The sequence below is a fragment of the Massilia antarctica genome, assembly GCF_015689335.1.
Classification (GTDB): Bacteria; Pseudomonadota; Gammaproteobacteria; order Burkholderiales; family Burkholderiaceae_D; genus Telluria_A; species Telluria_A antarctica.
In genome coordinates, this window is sequence record NZ_CP065053.1 from 2,104,152 (window position 1) to 2,121,575 (window position 17,424).

Sequence of the window (17,424 nt, forward strand, 5' to 3'; positions counted from 1 at the left end):
GTTCAATGTAGTATCCATGGAGAGTCGCATCCTGATGTATCTGCCGAAATTGTTTGCCGTCGCGATTGTCGCCGCAGCCTGCCTGATTCCCGCCTACGCCCAGGCGCCAGTGCCCCCGTACGACCCGCGTGCCGACGACGATACCTTCCTGCTGCTGCGCGAAGCCGCGCGCCAGGACGACGCGGCCAAGGCCAACGCCTACGCCTCGCGCCTGCAGAATTATCCGATCCCGGCGTATGTCGATTATTATCGGCTCAAAACCCGGATGCGGGTCGCGTCGAGCGATGAATTCCGCGATTTCCTGACCCGCTACCAGGGCCTGGCCATCGCCGACCGCCTGCGCAACGACTGGCTGCTGGAACTGGGCCGCGCGCGCGACTGGGCCAATTTCGACCAGCAACTGCCCCTGTTCGTGCTCAACGACGACACCCAGGTCAAATGCTACGCCCTGATGTCGCGCGTGGCGCGCGGCGACAAAGTGGCCGACGACGCCCGCGCGCTGCTGGCCAATCCGCCCGGCTACGGCGACGCTTGCGGCGCCCTCATTTCCAGCCTGGCCCAATCCGGCCAGTTCGACGCAAACGACCTGCTGGCCCAGCTGCGCCTGGCCGGCGAAACCCGTGCCACCGGGCCGGCGCGCCGCATCGCCGCGCTGCTCGGCGTGTCCGAACTGCGCGCCTCGCAGGCGGTCGACCTGCCGGCGCTGGCCATGGCGCGCGGCATCGGCGACACCCGCGCCGACCACGAAGTCTATCTGATGGCGCTCGCCCGCATGGCGCGCACCAGCCAGAAGCTGGCCGTGGTCGCGCTGGAAAAGAACGCGCCGCGCCTGTCGCCCCAGGAGCAAGCCATCGGCTGGGCCGGCATTGCGCACGCCGCCTCCCTCGCCCTTTCCCCGGAAGCCTACGATTACTGGCGCAAGAGCGCCGGCGCCCCGCTCACGGCCGAACAGATTCAGTGGAAAGCCCGGATCGCGCTGCGCCGCGCCGACTGGAAGACCGTCAAGGCCACCATCGAAGCGATGCCGGCTCCGCTGCGCGCCCAACCCGGCTGGACTTACTGGCTGGGCCGCGCCCTGCAGGCCGAACACGGCGAGCACGAAGCGGCCGTCGCCCTGTACCAGCGCATCGCCGACCAGAACAGTTTTTACGGCCAGCTGGCGCTGGAAGAGCTGGGCCAGCTCATTTCGATCCCGCCGCCCGGCCCCGCCCTCACGCCCGAGGAAATGGCGCCCATGGCCAGCAACCCCGGCCTGCGCCGCGCGCTCAAGTTCTTCAGCATGCGCCTGCGCCCCGAGGGCACGCGCGAATGGAACTGGGAGCTGCGCAAGTTCAGCGAACGCGAACTGCTGGCCGCGGCCGAATTCGCGCGCATGAACCAGATCCTCGACCGCATGGTCAACACCTCGGACCGCACCCGCACCCAGTTCGACTACACCCAGCGCTTCCCGACGCCGCACAACGACATCCTGCACCCGACCGCGCAGCAGCTCGGCCTGGACCGGGCCTGGGTGTATGGCCTGATCCGCCAGGAATCGCGCTTCATCATGGATGCCCAGTCGACCGTGGGCGCCTCCGGCCTGATGCAGGTGATGCCGTCCACCGGCACCTACGTGGCGCGCAAGATCGGCCTGGGCGACTACGTCAAGAACAAGCTGACCGACGTGCGCACCAACATCCTGCTCGGGGCAAATTACATGAGCATGGTGCTGGCCAATGCCGACGGCTCGCAGACCCTGGCCACGGCCGCCTACAACGCCGGACCGGGACGCATGCGCAACTGGCGCTCCAAGCTTGACGAGCCGATGGAAGGGGCCATCTTCGCCGAGTCGATCCCGTACATGGAAACCCGCATCTACGTCAAGAACGTGATGTCCAACGCGACCAACTATGCCGCGATGTTCGAAAACAAGCCGCAGTCGCTCAAGGCGCGCCTTGGCAAAATCACGCCGCGCAGCGCCCAGGGCAACGACCTGCCCTGATGCGCCAGCGCGGCGCCGTCATTGATGGAGCGTGCACGATGAAAGACATGACTGTAGTGGTGTTCGGCGGCTCGGGCTTCATCGGCAGCCACCTGGTGGCGCGCCTGTCGCAGGAAGGCGCGCGCGTGATCGTGCCGACCCGCCGCCCGCAACGCGCCAGGCACCTGATCTTCTTGCCGCGCGTGGATGTCGTGAGCGCCAATGCCGGCGACGACGCCACCCTGCGCCGCCTGCTGGCCGGGGCCGACGCTGCCATCAACCTGGTGGGCGTGCTGCATTCGCGCCGCGGCCAGCCGTACGGGCCGCACTTCCGGCGCGCCCATGTCGAGCTGCCGCGCCGCATCGTCGCCGCCTGCGCCGCCACGGGCGTGGCGCGCTACCTGCATATGAGCGCCCTTGGCGCGGCCGCCGACGGCCCGTCGATGTACCAGCGCTCCAAGGCCGACGGCGAAGTGGCCGCGCGCGCCGAACCCTCCGTGGCGGCCACGATTTTCCGTCCATCGGTGGTGTTCGGCCCGGGCGACAGTTTCCTGAACACTTTCGCGCGCATGCAGAAGTGGCTGCCCTTGATTCCGCTGGCCGGCGCCGCCACCGACTTCCAGCCGGTCTATGTGGGCGACGTGGCCGATGCCTTCGTCCACGCGCTGGGCGACCTGAAAACGCGTCACCAGGTGTTTTCCCTCGGCGGCCCCCAGATTTATTCGCTGGCCGAACTGGTGCGCCTGGCCGGGCGCTACGCGGGCCACCGGCGCCCGGTATTCGGCATTCCCGACGCCCTGGCGCGCCTGCAGGCCATGCTGTTCGAGCTGCTGCCGGGCGATCCGCTGATCAGCCGCGACAACCTCGATTCGATGAAGGTCGATAACGTGGTCGATCCGGCCATCCAGGCCACCACCGCCGCCGCCCTCGGCCTGCACCTGCGCGCGCTGGAAGCGGTGGCGCCGCGCTACCTGGCGCCGCACGAGCGCTTCGACGATTACCGCGCACGCGCGGGACGTTGATCATTTACTTTTTCCGGAACCGTCACCATGCAAACCACAGAACTCGATCCGACCCTCTCGCAGACCCTGGACGACGCCCGCAAGGCCGGCCTGACCCTCATCATCGGCAACAAGAACTATTCATCCTGGTCGATGCGGCCGTGGGTGGCGGCCACCGCCTTCGGCATTCCGTTCAACGAAGTGCGGGTGCTGCTCGACCAGCCCGATACGTCGGCGCGCATCGCCGAGTATTCGGGGGCGGGCAGGGTGCCGGTACTGATCGCCGGCGAAATGACGATCTGGGACAGCCTGTCGATCTGCGAATACCTGGCCGAGCAGTTCCCCGAAAAGCACATGTGGCCGCAGGACGTGGCGGCGCGCGCGATGGCGCGCTCGGTCACGGCCGAAATGCATAGCGGCTTTGCCGATTTGCGCCACGCCATGTCGATGAATATCCGCATGAGCCTTCCGGGACGCGGGCGTACGCCGGGTGCCCAGGGCGACATCGGCCGCATCAGCGAGATCTGGGAAGAGTGCCTGTCGCGCTTCGGCCACCACCAGTTCTTGTTCGGCGATTTTTCGATCGCGGACGCGTTTTTCGCGCCGGTGGTGATGCGCTTCCGGATTTACGGCGTGGCGCTGGCGCCGGCCCTGCAAGCGTACTGCGAGCGTGTCCAGGCCCACCCGGCCGTGGCGCGCTGGGTACGCGAAGCGCTGGCCGAAACCGAAATCGCCGCCCACCATGACGAAGAAATCCGCGGCAAGCCATAATAGCGGTTTAGGCAACATTATCTCAGCATGAAAACATACATCGTTGGCGGCGCCGTGCGCGACGGCCTTCTGGGCTTGCCGGTGCAGGACCGCGACTGGATCGTGGTCGGCGCCACACCGGAAGACATGCTGGCCGCGGGCTTTCGCCCGGTCGGCAAGGATTTCCCCGTGTTCCTGCATCCGAAGACGCAGGAAGAATATGCGCTTGCCCGCACCGAGCGCAAGACCGCGCCCGGCTACCGCGGCTTCGTGTTCCACACCTCGCCCGACGTCACCCTCGAAGAAGACCTGGTGCGGCGCGACCTGACCATCAACGCCATCGCGCGCGATGCCGACGGCGCCGTCACCGATCCATTCGGGGGCCAGCGCGACCTGGAGGCCAAAATCTTCCGCCACGTCTCCGATGCCTTTGCCGAAGACCCGGTGCGCATCCTGCGCCTGGCGCGCTTCGCGGCGCGCTTTCCCGACTTTACGGTGGCGCCCGAAACCATGGAACTGATGCGGCGCATGGTGCTGGCCGGCGAAGTCGATGCCCTGGTGGCCGAGCGGGTCTGGCAAGAAGTGGCGCGCGGCCTGATGGAGCAAACCCCGTCGCGCATGCTGGCCGTGCTGCGCGAGTGCGGCGCCCTTGCGCGCATCATGCCGGAACTGGACGCCTTGTGGGGCGTGCCGCAGCCGCCGCTGCACCACCCCGAAATCGATACGGGCGTGCACATGATGCTGGTGATCGATTACGCGGCCGAACGCGGCTTCGATTTGCCGGTGCGCTTCGCCGCCCTGATGCACGACCTGGGCAAGGGCGCCACCCCGGCCGAACACTGGCCGCGCCACCACGGCCACGAGCAGCTTGGCCTGGCCTTGATCGACACGCTCTGCGCCCGTCTCAAGGTGCCGGGCGAGTGCCGCGACCTGGCCGTCATGACCGCGCGCGAGCACGGCAACGTCAGCCGCGCCCAGGAACTGCGCGCCAATACCCTGGTCACCCTGTTCGAACGCTGCGACGCCTTCCGCAAGCCGCTGCGTTTCGAGCAGATGCTGCTGGCGGCCGAATGCGACTCGCGCGGGCGCGGCGGCGCGGGCGACGATTTCCGCACCCGCCCGTATCCGCCAGGGCCCTGCCTGCTCGGTGCCCTGGCCGCGGCGCGCGCGGTCAACGCCGGCGAGGTGGCCCTGCGCTGCGGCGAGAACAAGCAGCAGATTCCCCATGCCGTGCATACGGCGCGTGTCTCGGCCGTCAAGGCGGCGCTGCGCCTTGGCGACGAGCGCGGTCAGGCGGACGACAGTCCCGGCGCGAATCCTGCTATTCTTTGAGCCGATATTGGCATTGACACGGAGAAACGGGATGCTGTCCACCTTGCGCCGGTCGCGGCGGTCCCGCTGGTCCCGCTGCTCCCTTATGGCGCTCGCCTGCTGCTGGGCAGGCGCTGCCGCGGCCCAGGCGCTTGTCAATGAGCCAATCCGCGCGCTGCCGATGAAGGCGGTGGGCGACCCCGCGCGCATCGCGCTGGGCGCGCGCCTGTTCCAGGACCCGCGCTTTTCGCGCGACGGCACGCATAGCTGCGCCACCTGCCACCAGCTGCGCCGTGGCGGCGCCGACGGCAAGGCCCTCTCCACGGGGCCGGACGGCAAGCCGGCGCGTTTCAATACCCCGACGGTCTACAACAGCAGTTTCAATTACCGCCAGACCTGGACCGGGCGCCACAGCGGCGTCGAGCAACTGCTCGAGCACGTGATCACAACGCCCAAGGGGTTTGCCGACGGCTGGCAGCTGATGGGCGCGCGCCTGAGCCGCGACGAGTCGCTGGCGGCCCAGTTCAAGGATGCCTACGGCGACGTCATGCGCCCGGTCTACGTGCGCGACGCGCTCGACCAGTATCTGCGCTCGCTGGTGACGCCGTCGCGCTTCGACCGCTACCTGCGCGGCGAGGCGGGCGCCATCACGGCCGAGGAAGAACGCGGCTACCTGCGCTTCAAGAGCTACGGCTGCGCGGCCTGCCACCAGGGCATCAACGTGGGCGGCAACCTGTTCCAGAAACTGGGCGTCATGCGCGAAATGCCGGGGCTGGAAACGAGCGGCGCGGACCTGGGCCGCTATCTGGTCACCGGCCGCAACGTCGACCGCAACGTGTTCCGCGTGCCCGACCTGCGCAATGTCGCGCTGACCGCGCCATACTTCCATGACGGCTCGGTGGGCACGCTCGACCAGGCGGTCGAACTGATGTTCAAATACCAGCTCGGGCGCACCGCCCCGCAGCAGGACAAGGAACTGATCGTGCGCTTCCTGCATACCCTGAGCGGCGAGAAGCTGGTGCCGGCAGTGCCGCCGGCGCCGGGAGTACAGCCGTGAGCGGCGCCCTGGGCACCTGGCGCAGGATCGCCGCGCTGCTGCTGCTGGTGGCGCTGATGGTGGTGCTCGGCGTGCTGTTCAACCGCACCCAGGCCGTCGACATCGAAGCGCAGAACCGGGTCATGCTCAACCTGCGCGAGCTGGAAAAGCTCGACTCGGAGTGGAACGTCAACATCCTGCGCTCGCACATCGGCTTGAACACCAATTACGACCCGCTCTCGGCACCGCTGGCGCGCATGCGCGAACTGCAGCTGCGCCTGGCCGCCGCGCTGCCCATGGCGGGCAATGCCAAGGCCGGGGAAGCGCTTGAGCAGGTCAGGCGCGCGCTAGTGAAGAAGGAAGAACTGGTCGAGCAGTTCAAGTCGCAGAACGCGATTCTGCGCAATTCCCTGATTTTTTTCCCGCCCGCGATCACCGACCTGAAGACCGAATTAAATGGCATCGAAGGCGCGATCGTACCGGCGCGCACGGTGCTGGCGCTCGACGGCGCCCTCAATAGCCTGCTGAGCGACATCCTGCGCTACAACCTGGCGCCGTCGCCGGCGCTGGCGGCGCAGATCGAACGCACGATCGCCTCGATGCAGCCGCTGCGCGGCGATTTTTCCGACAGCGTGAGCGACACCATCGATGAACTGGGACGCCACGCGCATGCCATCCTGCGTTACCGCCAGATGGAAAACGAACTCGAAATGCATATCGCGAACAGCCGCACCGCCGAGGCGATGGAAAACCTGGGCAGCCTGTTCGACACCTCGTTCGACCAGGTGCTGATCGAAAAGCAGCGTTACCGGACCTATTTGTTCGCGTATTCGGGCTTTCTGCTGCTGTTGTTGATGTACGTGGCGCGCCGCCTGCTGCGCAGCTACAGCATCATCGGCGTGGTCAATCGCAGCCTGCAGGCGGCCAACGAGACCCTGGAGCACCGCGTGGCCGAACGCACCGCGGAGCTGGAAGCGCAGTCGGCGCGCCTGAAGCAACTGGCCCAGCATGACAGCTTGACCGGCTTGATCAATTACGGCGAACTCACGCGCCTGCTGGCGCATGCCCTGGTGCGGGCCGGCCGCCGCGGCGACGTGGTGGTGGCCATGTTCATCGACCTCGATGGCTTCAAGGCGGTCAACGACACCTACGGACACGCCACCGGGGACCTGGTGCTGTGCGAAGTGGCCAGGCGGGTGCAGGAAAAGCTGCGCAAGGAAGATGCGCTGGCGCGCCTGGGCGGGGATGAATTCGTGATCCTGCTGGAAGAGGTCAGCGGCCGCGATGGCGTTTTGCGGGTGGCGCAGCAGACGCTCGACGCGATCCGCTCGATCACCGAGGCGGGCGGCTTCCCGGTGCGCATTTCGGCCAGCATCGGCGTGGCCAGCGCCAAGGGCAAGGAAGGCTTCATGCGCGGCGCGCCGGCCTTGCTGGCCGATGCCGACCAGGCCATGTACCAGGCCAAGCAGGGGGGCAAGAACGGGATTTCGTTCAGCCCGCAGGCGCAGTGGAACGAGGCGCCGGTCGCGCTGCCGGGCGTAACCACCACCGTCTGAACTGCTGGCGGGAAAGTGGGAATTAGAAGATGTCCAGTTGTTCCGGCCGATATTGTATCTCTGCGGCGATGCCTCGTTCGGGGGGGTAAAATTTTCCATTCGTGCCGATGGACTCCCACGTTTCGTTGTTGATCAGTGCGTGACCGAACTATTTGGCAATGACGTCATCTTCAAATAACTGTGCTTAAGCGTGGCAAAGTTAATTTCAAATCTTCGTTTTTTTATAGCCCGCCCGATAGGCTGGGCGAACAATAATTTTTCCGAAAATGATTAGAAATCCCGTTAAGTGTTGCAAGGGGATTTGAACAGGAATGTTCAAGCTACGGTATTTTCAGCGATCACTAATTTTGAGTAGCGTTGTCAATCGCGCTGTTGTGCAAATTTAATCAAATTGCAATATTTGCACAACCGTTAAATCATCGCCATCGAAGGTTTTAAAGCTATAATTTCCTTCTATCATTTTTACTGAAGTTATTTCAGGCAAAAAAACTTGGAATTTAATCGTTTTATTTGCCCCCTCTGCTAATGCGAAAGATTCTGTTCGCGAATTTTGATAATCGACTGTCCCTTTACCTGCGGTGCCATTCATCGATCCGTCAATAATTATAGCTGACCCAGTACTATTTTTTATGTCAACCATTAGAGTCAGCACATCTCCACGTCGAATTACCTCCTGCACCGTAATTTTAACACGTGATTCTTTAAAATCCTTTTCTAACTTCCCGTGACCAAAACGTATATTAGTCGTGTTCTTGAAGCCGGCTAACTGCTTACTAGAGCCAATTAATTCGTACTTCTCCGCTATATATCCAAACATCGACTGTTTCATCTCGCTACCAACGAACGTGCCTAATAAAAACGGCACCACGAGGAAAATCGTCAGTAAGGGAATTACCAAAATACTTTGCCAGACCGCTGTTGCATTTTCTTTATTTGCCACAACCTTTCCATGGGTTGCCTTTGATTCGATGCTTTCAATATCTGCGTGCTCAAACTGCCTACCCTGCACAAGAAGAAGTAAAGTAACCGTCTCTAGTCTAATCAGTTTAGGAATAGTGATAATGTTCCCTTGAACAGTTACGGTACTTTTGGATGTTCCAACGATCTCAAATCTGCAAACAGGCCGTATTATCATCGTAACCTCCTCTTCCAACAACAGTCCTGCGTTGTAGATGGACAAAGAGTGGATCTGCTCGCCGTTTCTAGAAGTAGTCATGTAAAGCTTAGGCGCAATCACATATAGCCAACGCGATTTGATGATCCACCAGACTCCAGCAACGGCAAGAGTTCCTATTACAGTATTAAAGATTGCTGTTAGCAAGTTACGGCTCCGGTTGGCGCTTTTAGTACTGAATTCTTTACAATCAAAAATTTTTCCTGGAGCACAGTTTGATTTAAATAATAAAAATATAAGTTTACAGATTCCGTGAAACTTTGCAACTTCTTCGTAAAAACCATTTTTCCAGATGGAGCTTGGTCTTGTCGATACAGGCGGCCCAAGGCCAGCGTATCGCATGTCGAACTATAAGCTAAATTTTTTGTGTTGAGAATTCCATAGAAAATGAAAAAAATTTATGGACCTGAACCTTGCATAATTTATCCAAACCTCGTGCTCTCGGCAGCCCGGCCTTACCGGTGATGCTGGAAGCCCCCAGTCATTAGTTGTCAAGACGCGCTTTGTCATACACGCGCTTCGAGAATAACACAGGCTTTTCTTCCTGCTGTTTCGTCGTCAGGACAGAGTTCGGCCCCCCAAGACCGTAAATTGCCAGTCGGCGAGTATCAAATTCGCGAAGCCGAACAAAGTGAACAGTTGGGCTGTATTTTTCGTCAAGTTGCGGTAGCGCGCTTTCCGATGACGAAAGACGTCCCACACAACATGGAACGGATGCTCAACTTTGGCTCGTACGCCTGCCTTCAAGTGTTCCAGCTTTTCCATCATTCGGCCAAGCTTTTTGGCAGGCAGGGTCCTTCGCTTGGTTCGCTACATGCAACGTGCCACGTGACCCTCGTGACGAGATTCTCTTCGTATTTCTCAACACTCAGGTATCCAGCATCGCCCATCACCGCGACTTCATCGCCGTGCAGCAGCACCCGTGCCTGCGTGACGTCGGCCACGTGGGAGGCAGTGCTCACCACCGTGTGTACCAAACCCGACTTCGCTTCAACGCCAATATGTGCTTTGATCCCGAAGTGCCAGTCATTACCTTCTTTGTCTGGTCCACGTACATTCGCAACCTGCGTGCCCAGCCGATTGGCGGATTGCCAGCATGTTCAACCTTCGGATAGAACGGCTCGATCGGCGCGTCCAACGGTGACCTTGGTGTCACCATTTCTATCTTTGCCAAGAATACGCCATAACGTGTCATCTTCTTTTTGGCGATGTATTCGAGACCGGAAAAACTCTTCTGCATGATCGATCAGACGTTCGTGGAGGCGCAGTTATTGTCTCAGGTATCGCATCAGTCTGGCACCGTGGCCGATGAATAAATCAGTACTTCTCTAAGACACAATCGACAGCTTGACAGTCGGCGGACCACAAACACGAAGGACGGCTAATACGATACAATGGAACAATTGGTGCACTGCACAATCGACGTCACGGATAACGGCCGCAATCATGTTCACAAACCCATTCAGCAGCTGGCTCAGCGCCCGCAGCGGCCGCAAGACCCGCCGCAAGGTGCTGGTCAAACAGCTCCACGAACGCGACCGCCACCGCGTACTGAGGCATTTCCTCGCGCTCGACAATAGTGACCGCTTGCTTCGTTTCGGCACCAACCTGCCCGACGAACTGGTGGAAGCCTACGTGGCCAGGATCGATTTTTCGCACGACACCGTGTATGGCGTCTACAACCCGGTGTTCAAGCTGGTCGCCGTCGGCCACCTGGCCTTCGCGCCCAAGCAAGCCTCGACGCATGCGCTGAGCAGCACGACCAAGGATATCGTGGCCGAATTCGGCGTGTCGGTGTCGGCCTCGGCGCGCGGGCTGGGCATCGGCTCCAAATTGTTCGAGCGCGCCGCCATCCGCTGCCGCAACCTCGATGTCGACACCTTGTACATGCACTGCCTCTCGTCCAACCAGACCATGATGCACATCGCGAAAAAGGCCGGCATGGAGATCCAGCGCGACTACGGCGAAGCCGATGCCTACCTGCGCCTGCTTCCGCCCGACCCGGCCAGCATGCTCAGGGAAGCCATCGACGAGCAGTTCGCCACCATCGACTACACCCTCAAGGCCAACACCCGCGCCGCCGTCAAGTTCTTCGTGCCAAAGAAGTAAGCCCCGAAGAAGTAAGCCTTACATCAGCGGCAGCGCGGTCGTATCCTTGATCCGCTGCAGCGCAAAGCTCGACTTCACGTCCGCCACCGCCGGGTGGCTGAGCAGGGTCTGCATCATGAAGCGCGAAAAGTGGTCCATGTCTTCCACGTGCACGCGCAGCAGGTAATCCATTTCCCCCGTCATCGCATAGCAGGCCACCACTTCCGGCCAGTGTTCGACTGACAGCGCGAAGTCGCTATGCGGCGAACTGGTGGCGCGGCGCGCGCCGGCCGCGTTGCTGGAGCCCTCGCTGTGCTTTTCCAGCCGCACGTTCACATACGCCAGCAAACCGAGCCCGATCTGGGCCGGGTCGAGCAGGGCCACGTACTGGCGGATCACGCCCGCTTCTTCCAGCCGCTTGATGCGGCGCAGGCAGGGCGAGGGCGACAGGCTGACCCGGTCGGCCACGTCCTGGTTCGACAGGCGCCCGTCCGCCTGCAGAATCGCCAGAATCTTCCGATCTGTTTTATCCAGCACAATTTTTGGCATATTTCCTCCGAAAGCCGCATTTCAACGCAATATTATTGCTCAAATCGCGAGGCGCGGGGCAGTGTTTGAAATTTAATGCTGGAGTCGCAGGACTATACTGTGCCCTATTAAAATAGGAGACTGTCATGCAATTTACGCCTTGGGAAAACCCGATGGGGACCGATGGATTCGAGTTCGTCGAGTATGCGGCGCCGGATCCGAAAGCGCTCGGCGCCCTGTTCGAGCAGATGGGCTTCACGGCCATCGCGCGCCACCGCCACAAGGACGTGACCTTGTATCGCCAGGGCGAGATCAACTTCATCATCAACGCCGAAAAAGACTCCTTCGCACAGCGCTTCGCACGCACCCACGGCCCGTCCGTGTGCGCCATCGCGATCCGCGTCGAGGATGCCGCCATGGCCTACCGCCGCGCGCTCGAACTGGGCGCCTGGGGCTTCGACAACAAGACCGGCCCGATGGAACTGAACATCCCCGCCATCAAGGGCGTGGGCGATTCGCTCCTGTACTTCGTCGACCGCTGGCGCGGCAAGGGCGCCAATGCCGGTTCGGCGCCCGGCACCATCGGCGACATCAGCATCTATGACGTCGACTTCGTCGCCATTCCGGGCGCCGTCGCCAACCCGGTCGGCAACGGCCTGACCTACATCGACCACCTGACCCACAACGTGCACCGCGGCCGCATGAAGGAATGGGCCGAGTTCTACGAGAACCTGTTCAACTTCCGCGAAGTGCGCTACTTCGACATCGAAGGCAAGCTGACCGGCCTCAAATCGAAGGCCATGACGTCCCCGTGCGGCAAAATCCGCATTCCGATCAATGAATCGTCGGACGACAAATCGCAGATCGCCGAATACCTCGACCAATACCACGGCGAAGGCATCCAGCACATCGCGCTCGGCACCGACCAGATCTATACCTCGGTCCAGGGCATGCGCGACAGCGGCATCGTGTTCCAGGACACCATCGAAACCTACTATGAGCTGGTCAACCGCCGCCTGCCGGGCCACGGCGAGAACCTCGAAGAACTGCGCCGCCTGCGCATCCTGATCGATGGCCACAGCAACGAGACCGAGCGCGAACTGCTGCTGCAGATTTTCACGCAGACGGTGATCGGCCCGATCTTCTTCGAGATCATCCAGCGCAAGGGCGACCAGGGCTTCGGCGAAGGCAATTTCCGCGCGCTGTTCGAGTCGATTGAACTCGACCAGATCAAGCGCGGCGTGCTGCAGGACACGACCGCGGCTTGAAGCGCGGCGTACAAGAACATACGGAGACAAAGACAATGAACGCACCGCTAGACCGGGCTCACCTCGACGCTGAGCCGTCGCACGAGATTTCGCTCGACGACAAATGGACCCTGGAGCGCGGCCGCGCCTTCATGACCGGCACCCAGGCGCTGATCCGCCTGCCGATGATGCAGCGCGAACGCGACCTCAAGGCCGGCCTGAACACCGCCGGTTACATCACCGGCTACCGCGGCTCGCCCGTGACCTCGGTCGACATGACCGCGGTCAAGGCCAAGAAGCACCTGGACGCCCACCACGTCAAGTTCCATCCCGGGATGAACGAAGACCTGGCCGCCACCGCGGTCTGGGGCACCCAGCAAACGAACCTGTTCAAGGATGCCAAGTACGACGGCGTGTTCTCGATGTGGTACGGCAAAGGCCCCGGCGTGGACCGCTGCGGCGACGTTTTCAAGCACGCCAACAATGCCGGCAGCGCCAAGCATGGCGGCGTGCTGGTACTGGCCGGCGACGACCACGCGGCCAAGTCCTCGTCCACCGCGCACCAGTCGGACCATATCCTGAACGCCTGCGGCATTCCGGTGCTGTATCCGGCCTCGGTGCAGGAATATATCGACTACGGCCTGCACGCCTGGGCCATGAGCCGCTACACCGGCCTGTGGGTATCGATGAAGTGCGTCACCGACATCATCGAATCGGGCGCCGTGGTCGACTTCGACCCGGACCGGGTCAAGATCGAACTGCCGACCGACTTCGTGCTGCCCGAGGGTGGCCTGAACATCCGCTGGCCCGACACCGTGCTCGATATGGAAGTGCGGATGAACAGCTTCAAGTGGTACGCCGCGCTGGCTTACGCGCGCGTCAACAAGCTCAATAAAATCATCTGGGACAGCCCGAAGCCGAAGATCGGCATCATCACCGCCGGTAAATCGTATCTGGACACGCGCCAGGCGCTGGCCGACCTGGGCATCGACGAGCAGGCCGCCGCCGATATCGGCATCCGCCTGTACAAGATCGGCATGACCTGGCCGCTCGAAGCGGAAGGCGTGCACGAATTCGCCAAGGGCCTCGACGAAATCCTGGTGGTCGAAGAGAAGCGCCAGATCCTGGAATACGCGCTCAAGGAAGAACTGTACAACCTGCCGGACGGCCAGCGTCCGCGCGTGGTCGGCAAATTCGACGACACCGGCGAATGGTCGAACAAGGGCGGCACCGGCCACGGCGACTGGCTGCTGCCGGCCACCTATGAGCTCAACCCGGCCCAGATCGCACGCGCGATCGCCAGCCGCATTTCGCATTACTGCGCCGGCCATCCGGTCGAGCAGCGCGTCAAGGAACGCATCGCCTACCTGGAAGCGAAAGAGCTGGTACTGAAAAACGTCAGCACCAAGCCCAATCCGGACACCGACCGCACCCCGTATTTCTGCTCCGGCTGCCCGCACAATTCGTCGACCAAGGTGCCGGAAGGCTCGCGCGCCCTGGCCGGCATCGGCTGCCACTACATGGTGCTGTGGATGGACCGCGAAACCTCGACCTTCACCCACATGGGCGCCGAAGGCGTGACCTGGGTCGGCCAGGCGCCGTTCACCAACGAGAAGCACGTCTTCACCAACCTCGGCGACGGCACCTACTTCCACTCGGGGATCCTGGCGATCCGCGCGGCGGTGGCGGCCAAGGTCAACATCACCTACAAGATCCTGTTCAACGATGCGGTGGCCATGACCGGCGGCCAGGAATTCGACGGCCCGCTCGACCCGGGCATGATCAGCCGCCAGATCGCGGCCGAAGGCGTGGGCCCGATCATCGTCGTCACCGACGAACCGGAAAAATACCCGTCCGACTACAAGTGGGCCGAAGGCGTGACCGTGCGCCACCGCAGCGAATTGATGGACGTGCAGCGCGAACTGCGCGACAAGCCGGGTGTGTCGGCCATGATCTACGACCAGACCTGTGCGTCCGAAAAGCGGCGCCGCCGGAAGCGCAACGAGTATCCGGATCCAGCCAAGCGCGCCGTCATCAACGAGGCCGTGTGCGAAGGCTGCGGCGACTGCTCGGTGCAGTCGAACTGCTTGTCGGTCGAACCGCTGGAAACGGAACTGGGGCGCAAGCGCCAGATCAACCAGTCGTCCTGCAACAAGGACTTCTCGTGCGTGACGGGCTTCTGCCCGAGTTTTGTCACGGTCGAAGGCGGTTCGCTCAAGAAGCCGAAAAAAGCCGCCGCCGGCGAAGCGGCCCCGCCGCAGCTGCCGACGCCTGTGCTCAAAGGCACGGCCGCGCCGTACGGCATCCTGATCACCGGGATCGGCGGCACCGGCGTGGTCACCGTCGGCCAGATCCTGGCGATGGCGGCCCACGTCGAAGGCAAGGGCGCCATTGTGCTCGACATGAGCGGACTGGCCCAAAAGGGCGGCCCGGTGATGTCGCACGTGCGCCTGGCCGACAAGCAGGCCGATTTGCATTCGACCCGCGTGGGCACCGGCAGCGCCGACCTGGTGATCGGCTGCGACCTGATCGTCACGGCCAGCCGCGACGCTCTCTCGCGCATGGGCGAAGGCCGCACGTACGCTGCCATCAACTCCACCGGTTCGTCGACGGCGGCCTTCGTCAAGAACCCGGACTGGCAGTTCCCGGGCGCGTCCTCGCAGGCTGAGATCGTCAAGGCTTGCGGCGCCGAGCGCGTGGATTTTGTCGACGCCGGCCAGATTGCCACCGCGCTGATGGGCGACTCGATCGCCACCAATATGTTCATGCTCGGCTACGCGTGGCAAAAAGGCCAGGTTCCTTTGAGCGAAGCGTCGATCATGAAGGCGATTGAACTGAACAACGTCTCGGTGGGCTTTAACAAGAGCGCCTTTACGTGGGGCCGCACGGCGGCGCACGACCTGGCGTCGCTGGTGAAAATGACCACACCGGCCAAGGTGATTGAATTCAAGCGCACGCAAAGCCTGGACGAGATCATCAACAGGCGCATCGAACTGTTGACCGCTTACCAGGACGTCGCCTACGCCAACCAGTACAAGGCGTTCGTGGACCAGGTGCGCGCCGAGGAAGCGAAGCTGGGCAAGGGCACGCGCCTGACCGAAGCGGTGGCGCGCTACTTCTACAAGCTGATGGCGTACAAGGACGAGTATGAAGTCGCGCGCCTGTACACCAATGGCGCCTTCCAGGAAAAGATCGCCGGCATGTTCGAGGGCGACATCAAGCTCAAGTTCCACCTGGCGCCGCCGCTGTTCGCCAAGCACGACTCCAAGGGCCAGCTGATCAAGCAGGAATTCGGTCCGTGGATGATGAAGGCGTTCGGCCTGCTGGCCAAGATGAAGGGCTTGCGTGGCGGCGCGCTCGACATCTTCGGCTACACCGGGGAGCGCAAGATGGAACGCGCGCTGATCGGCGAGTACCGCAACACGGTCGGCGGGCTGCTACCGAAGCTGACCGCGGAAACCCTGTCGCAAGCGGTGGCCATTGCCAGCATCCCTGAAGATATTCGCGGGTACGGGCATGTGAAGGAACGTCACCTGAAGGCGGCCAAGGAGAAGGAAGCCGCGCTGCTGGCGGCCTTCGGCAAGCCGGCCTCGCCGGACGGCGTGATCCAGATTCATCGGGTCGCGTAAGACCGGGTCGCGTAATACCTGTTCGCGCAAGATGAATGGCCCGCCCTCGAGCGGGCCATTTTTTTATCCGGGGTATCATGGAGGCTTCGCAATCGACGAGGCCAGACAACCATGTTCATCACCGCCAAGGGTACTTTCGAGATCACCATGCAGGCGCCGCCATCCGGCGAGGGCGCGGGACGCGTTTCCCTGGGCCGGATGCTGATCGATAAATACTACAGCGGCGATTTGATCGGCATCGGCCAGGGCGAGATGCTCTCGGCCGGCAATCCCGCCGCCGGTTCGGCAGGGTACGTGGCCATCGAACACGTGACCGGCACCCTGGACGGCATGAGCGGCAGCTTCGCGCTGCAGCACGCCGGCACCATGCATGCGGGCGCCAGCCATCTGTCAATCAGCATCGTGCCCGGTTCTGGGACCGAGGGACTCTCCGGCATCCAGGGCAAGTTCAAGCTCGATATCGTCGACAGCAAGCATTACTACGAACTTGAGTACACGATGGATGAGGTGTGACTCGCTACGCACGTCACCTCTGAACCGCCATTGGCGGAAATGACTTCCCGCCGATGACGGTCTTGCATATCGTGGCCGCCACGACGGCTTCCTACGGCATCAAGATCGCCACCAGAATCATCCCCAGCCCCACCATCGACGCCGTCCACACAATCGAGCGCACCACTGGAATGCCGGCCGCGTACAGCGGCACATACACCACCCGCGCGATCAGATAAGCCCAGGCGCCCCACAAGGTCAGGGCGCCCTCGCGTCCGCCCGCATGCGCGATCAGGACGGCCGCCGCGAACAGCGGCAAGGTCTCGAACAGATTGGCCTGCGCCCGCTGCAGGCGCGCCGTCACGGGCCGCGGTGGCGGCGCCCCACCGTCGCGCGGCCCCATGTTGTACTCCATCCCGGTTTCCTTGTTCCGGAATGAGCTGGTCAGCATGATCTGCACCACCGCCAGCACCAGGGTCCAGCCCAGGATCATCAGTTCGGTCGTCATCGCTTTTTTCCCCTTGAACGCCGGCGGTTGCCGGCAATATGGTCAGATTAACAAAGAAAACCCGAAGGCTCTGCACGGCTGATATTGCTTTTTGTGTATATATATTGCAAATGGAAAATTTGTACCTACGATTGTCCGTTAAAA

At 62.3% G+C, this 17,424-nt stretch carries 13 protein-coding genes and 1 pseudogene; 10 read left to right on the forward strand and 4 right to left on the reverse strand.

The window, feature by feature from the left end; genetic code table 11:
- The first annotated feature begins 16 nt into the window (after window positions 1-16).
- From IV454_RS09625 to IV454_RS09650, 6 genes are all read left to right on the forward strand, one after another.
- Entirely contained in the window at window positions 17-1,981 is a 1,965-nt protein-coding gene (locus IV454_RS09625; protein ID WP_229522160.1) for a lytic transglycosylase domain-containing protein, read from the forward strand.
- 38 nt (window positions 1,982-2,019) lie between these two features.
- Window positions 2,020-2,982: a complex I NDUFA9 subunit family protein gene (locus IV454_RS09630; RefSeq protein WP_206091298.1), complete on the forward strand. Its 963-nt coding sequence runs from the start codon at window positions 2,020-2,022 to the stop codon at window positions 2,980-2,982.
- 27 nt (window positions 2,983-3,009) lie between these two features.
- On the forward strand, window positions 3,010-3,732 hold the full coding sequence (locus tag IV454_RS09635; RefSeq protein ID WP_054265711.1) for a glutathione S-transferase family protein: 723 nt from the start codon (window positions 3,010-3,012) through the stop codon (window positions 3,730-3,732).
- A gap of 27 nt (window positions 3,733-3,759) precedes the next feature.
- Entirely contained in the window at window positions 3,760-5,043 is a 1,284-nt protein-coding gene (locus IV454_RS09640; protein WP_206091299.1) for a multifunctional CCA addition/repair protein, read from the forward strand.
- 85 nt (window positions 5,044-5,128) lie between these two features.
- The gene (locus IV454_RS09645) at window positions 5,129-6,079 is read left to right on the forward strand and encodes a cytochrome-c peroxidase (protein WP_229522162.1); all 951 of its coding nucleotides are present in this window, start codon (window positions 5,129-5,131) and stop codon (window positions 6,077-6,079) included.
- Complete coding sequence (locus IV454_RS09650; protein WP_229522163.1) at window positions 6,076-7,614, forward strand: DAHL domain-containing protein; 1,539 nt, start codon at window positions 6,076-6,078, stop codon at window positions 7,612-7,614. The genes IV454_RS09645 and IV454_RS09650 overlap by 4 nt, the downstream gene beginning before the upstream one ends.
- Window positions 7,615-7,996: 382 nt before the next feature.
- On the opposite strand, the gene IV454_RS09655 is transcribed toward IV454_RS09650, so the two are convergent.
- Together IV454_RS09655 and IV454_RS09660 are read right to left on the reverse strand one after the other, a co-directional pair.
- Window positions 7,997-9,130: a hypothetical protein gene (locus tag IV454_RS09655; RefSeq protein WP_206091301.1), complete on the reverse strand. Its 1,134-nt coding sequence runs from the start codon at window positions 9,128-9,130 to the stop codon at window positions 7,997-7,999.
- A 216-nt stretch (window positions 9,131-9,346) separates the two neighbouring features.
- Window positions 9,347-10,028 (reverse strand): annotated as a pseudogene (locus IV454_RS09660) (transposase).
- Between the two features lie 206 nt (window positions 10,029-10,234).
- On the opposite strand from IV454_RS09660, the gene IV454_RS09665 reads away from it, so the two are divergent.
- A complete protein-coding gene (locus IV454_RS09665) occupies window positions 10,235-10,897 on the forward strand; it encodes a GNAT family N-acetyltransferase (RefSeq protein ID WP_206091302.1) in 663 nt (220 codons plus the stop codon).
- An 18-nt stretch (window positions 10,898-10,915) separates the two neighbouring features.
- Here the strand turns inward: IV454_RS09665 and IV454_RS09670 are convergent, their stop codons facing one another.
- Complete coding sequence (locus IV454_RS09670) at window positions 10,916-11,425, reverse strand: Lrp/AsnC family transcriptional regulator (protein WP_054265716.1); 510 nt, start codon at window positions 11,423-11,425, stop codon at window positions 10,916-10,918.
- A gap of 125 nt (window positions 11,426-11,550) precedes the next feature.
- On the opposite strand from IV454_RS09670, the gene hppD reads away from it, so the two are divergent.
- The 3 genes from hppD to IV454_RS09685 all read left to right on the forward strand — a co-directional run bounded on the left by hppD (window position 11,551) and on the right by IV454_RS09685 (window position 16,793).
- Window positions 11,551-12,672 carry a 4-hydroxyphenylpyruvate dioxygenase gene (gene hppD, locus IV454_RS09675; protein WP_206091303.1) on the forward strand — a complete coding sequence of 374 codons (1,122 nt, stop codon included), beginning with the start codon at window positions 11,551-11,553 and terminating at the stop codon, window positions 12,670-12,672.
- Window positions 12,673-12,707: 35 nt separating this feature from the next.
- Entirely contained in the window at window positions 12,708-16,280 is a 3,573-nt protein-coding gene (locus tag IV454_RS09680; protein ID WP_206091304.1) for an indolepyruvate ferredoxin oxidoreductase family protein, read from the forward strand.
- 111 nt (window positions 16,281-16,391) lie between these two features.
- Window positions 16,392-16,793 (forward strand): DUF3224 domain-containing protein, encoded by a 402-nt coding sequence (locus tag IV454_RS09685; protein ID WP_206091305.1) that lies wholly within the window; start codon window positions 16,392-16,394, stop codon window positions 16,791-16,793.
- A 91-nt stretch (window positions 16,794-16,884) separates the two neighbouring features.
- Here IV454_RS09685 and IV454_RS09690 read toward each other — a convergent pair whose 3' ends face one another.
- Complete coding sequence (locus IV454_RS09690; RefSeq protein ID WP_206091306.1) at window positions 16,885-17,280, reverse strand: MAPEG family protein; 396 nt, start codon at window positions 17,278-17,280, stop codon at window positions 16,885-16,887.
- Window positions 17,281-17,424 lie beyond the last annotated feature (144 nt).

Bases quoted from the DNA above. Each gene is read 5' to 3' on its own strand.
- IV454_RS09690 (WP_206091306.1), bottom strand. From the start codon at position 17,280: ATGACGACCGAACTGATGATCCTGGGCTGGACCCTGGTGCTGGCGGTG.
- IV454_RS09655 (WP_206091301.1), bottom strand. From the start codon at position 9,130: ATGCGATACGCTGGCCTTGGGCCGCCTGTATCGACAAGACCAAGCTCC.
- IV454_RS09685 (WP_206091305.1), top strand. From the start codon at position 16,392: ATGTTCATCACCGCCAAGGGTACTTTCGAGATCACCATGCAGGCGCCG.
- IV454_RS09635 (WP_054265711.1), top strand. From the start codon at position 3,010: ATGCAAACCACAGAACTCGATCCGACCCTCTCGCAGACCCTGGACGAC.
- IV454_RS09640 (WP_206091299.1), top strand. From the start codon at position 3,760: ATGAAAACATACATCGTTGGCGGCGCCGTGCGCGACGGCCTTCTGGGC.
- IV454_RS09680 (WP_206091304.1), top strand. From the start codon at position 12,708: ATGAACGCACCGCTAGACCGGGCTCACCTCGACGCTGAGCCGTCGCAC.
- IV454_RS09630 (WP_206091298.1), top strand. From the start codon at position 2,020: ATGAAAGACATGACTGTAGTGGTGTTCGGCGGCTCGGGCTTCATCGGC.
- hppD (WP_206091303.1), top strand. From the start codon at position 11,551: ATGCAATTTACGCCTTGGGAAAACCCGATGGGGACCGATGGATTCGAG.
- IV454_RS09670 (WP_054265716.1), bottom strand. From the start codon at position 11,425: ATGCCAAAAATTGTGCTGGATAAAACAGATCGGAAGATTCTGGCGATT.
- IV454_RS09625 (WP_229522160.1), top strand. From the start codon at position 17: ATGGAGAGTCGCATCCTGATGTATCTGCCGAAATTGTTTGCCGTCGCG.
- IV454_RS09665 (WP_206091302.1), top strand. From the start codon at position 10,235: ATGTTCACAAACCCATTCAGCAGCTGGCTCAGCGCCCGCAGCGGCCGC.
- IV454_RS09645 (WP_229522162.1), top strand. From the start codon at position 5,129: ATGGCGCTCGCCTGCTGCTGGGCAGGCGCTGCCGCGGCCCAGGCGCTT.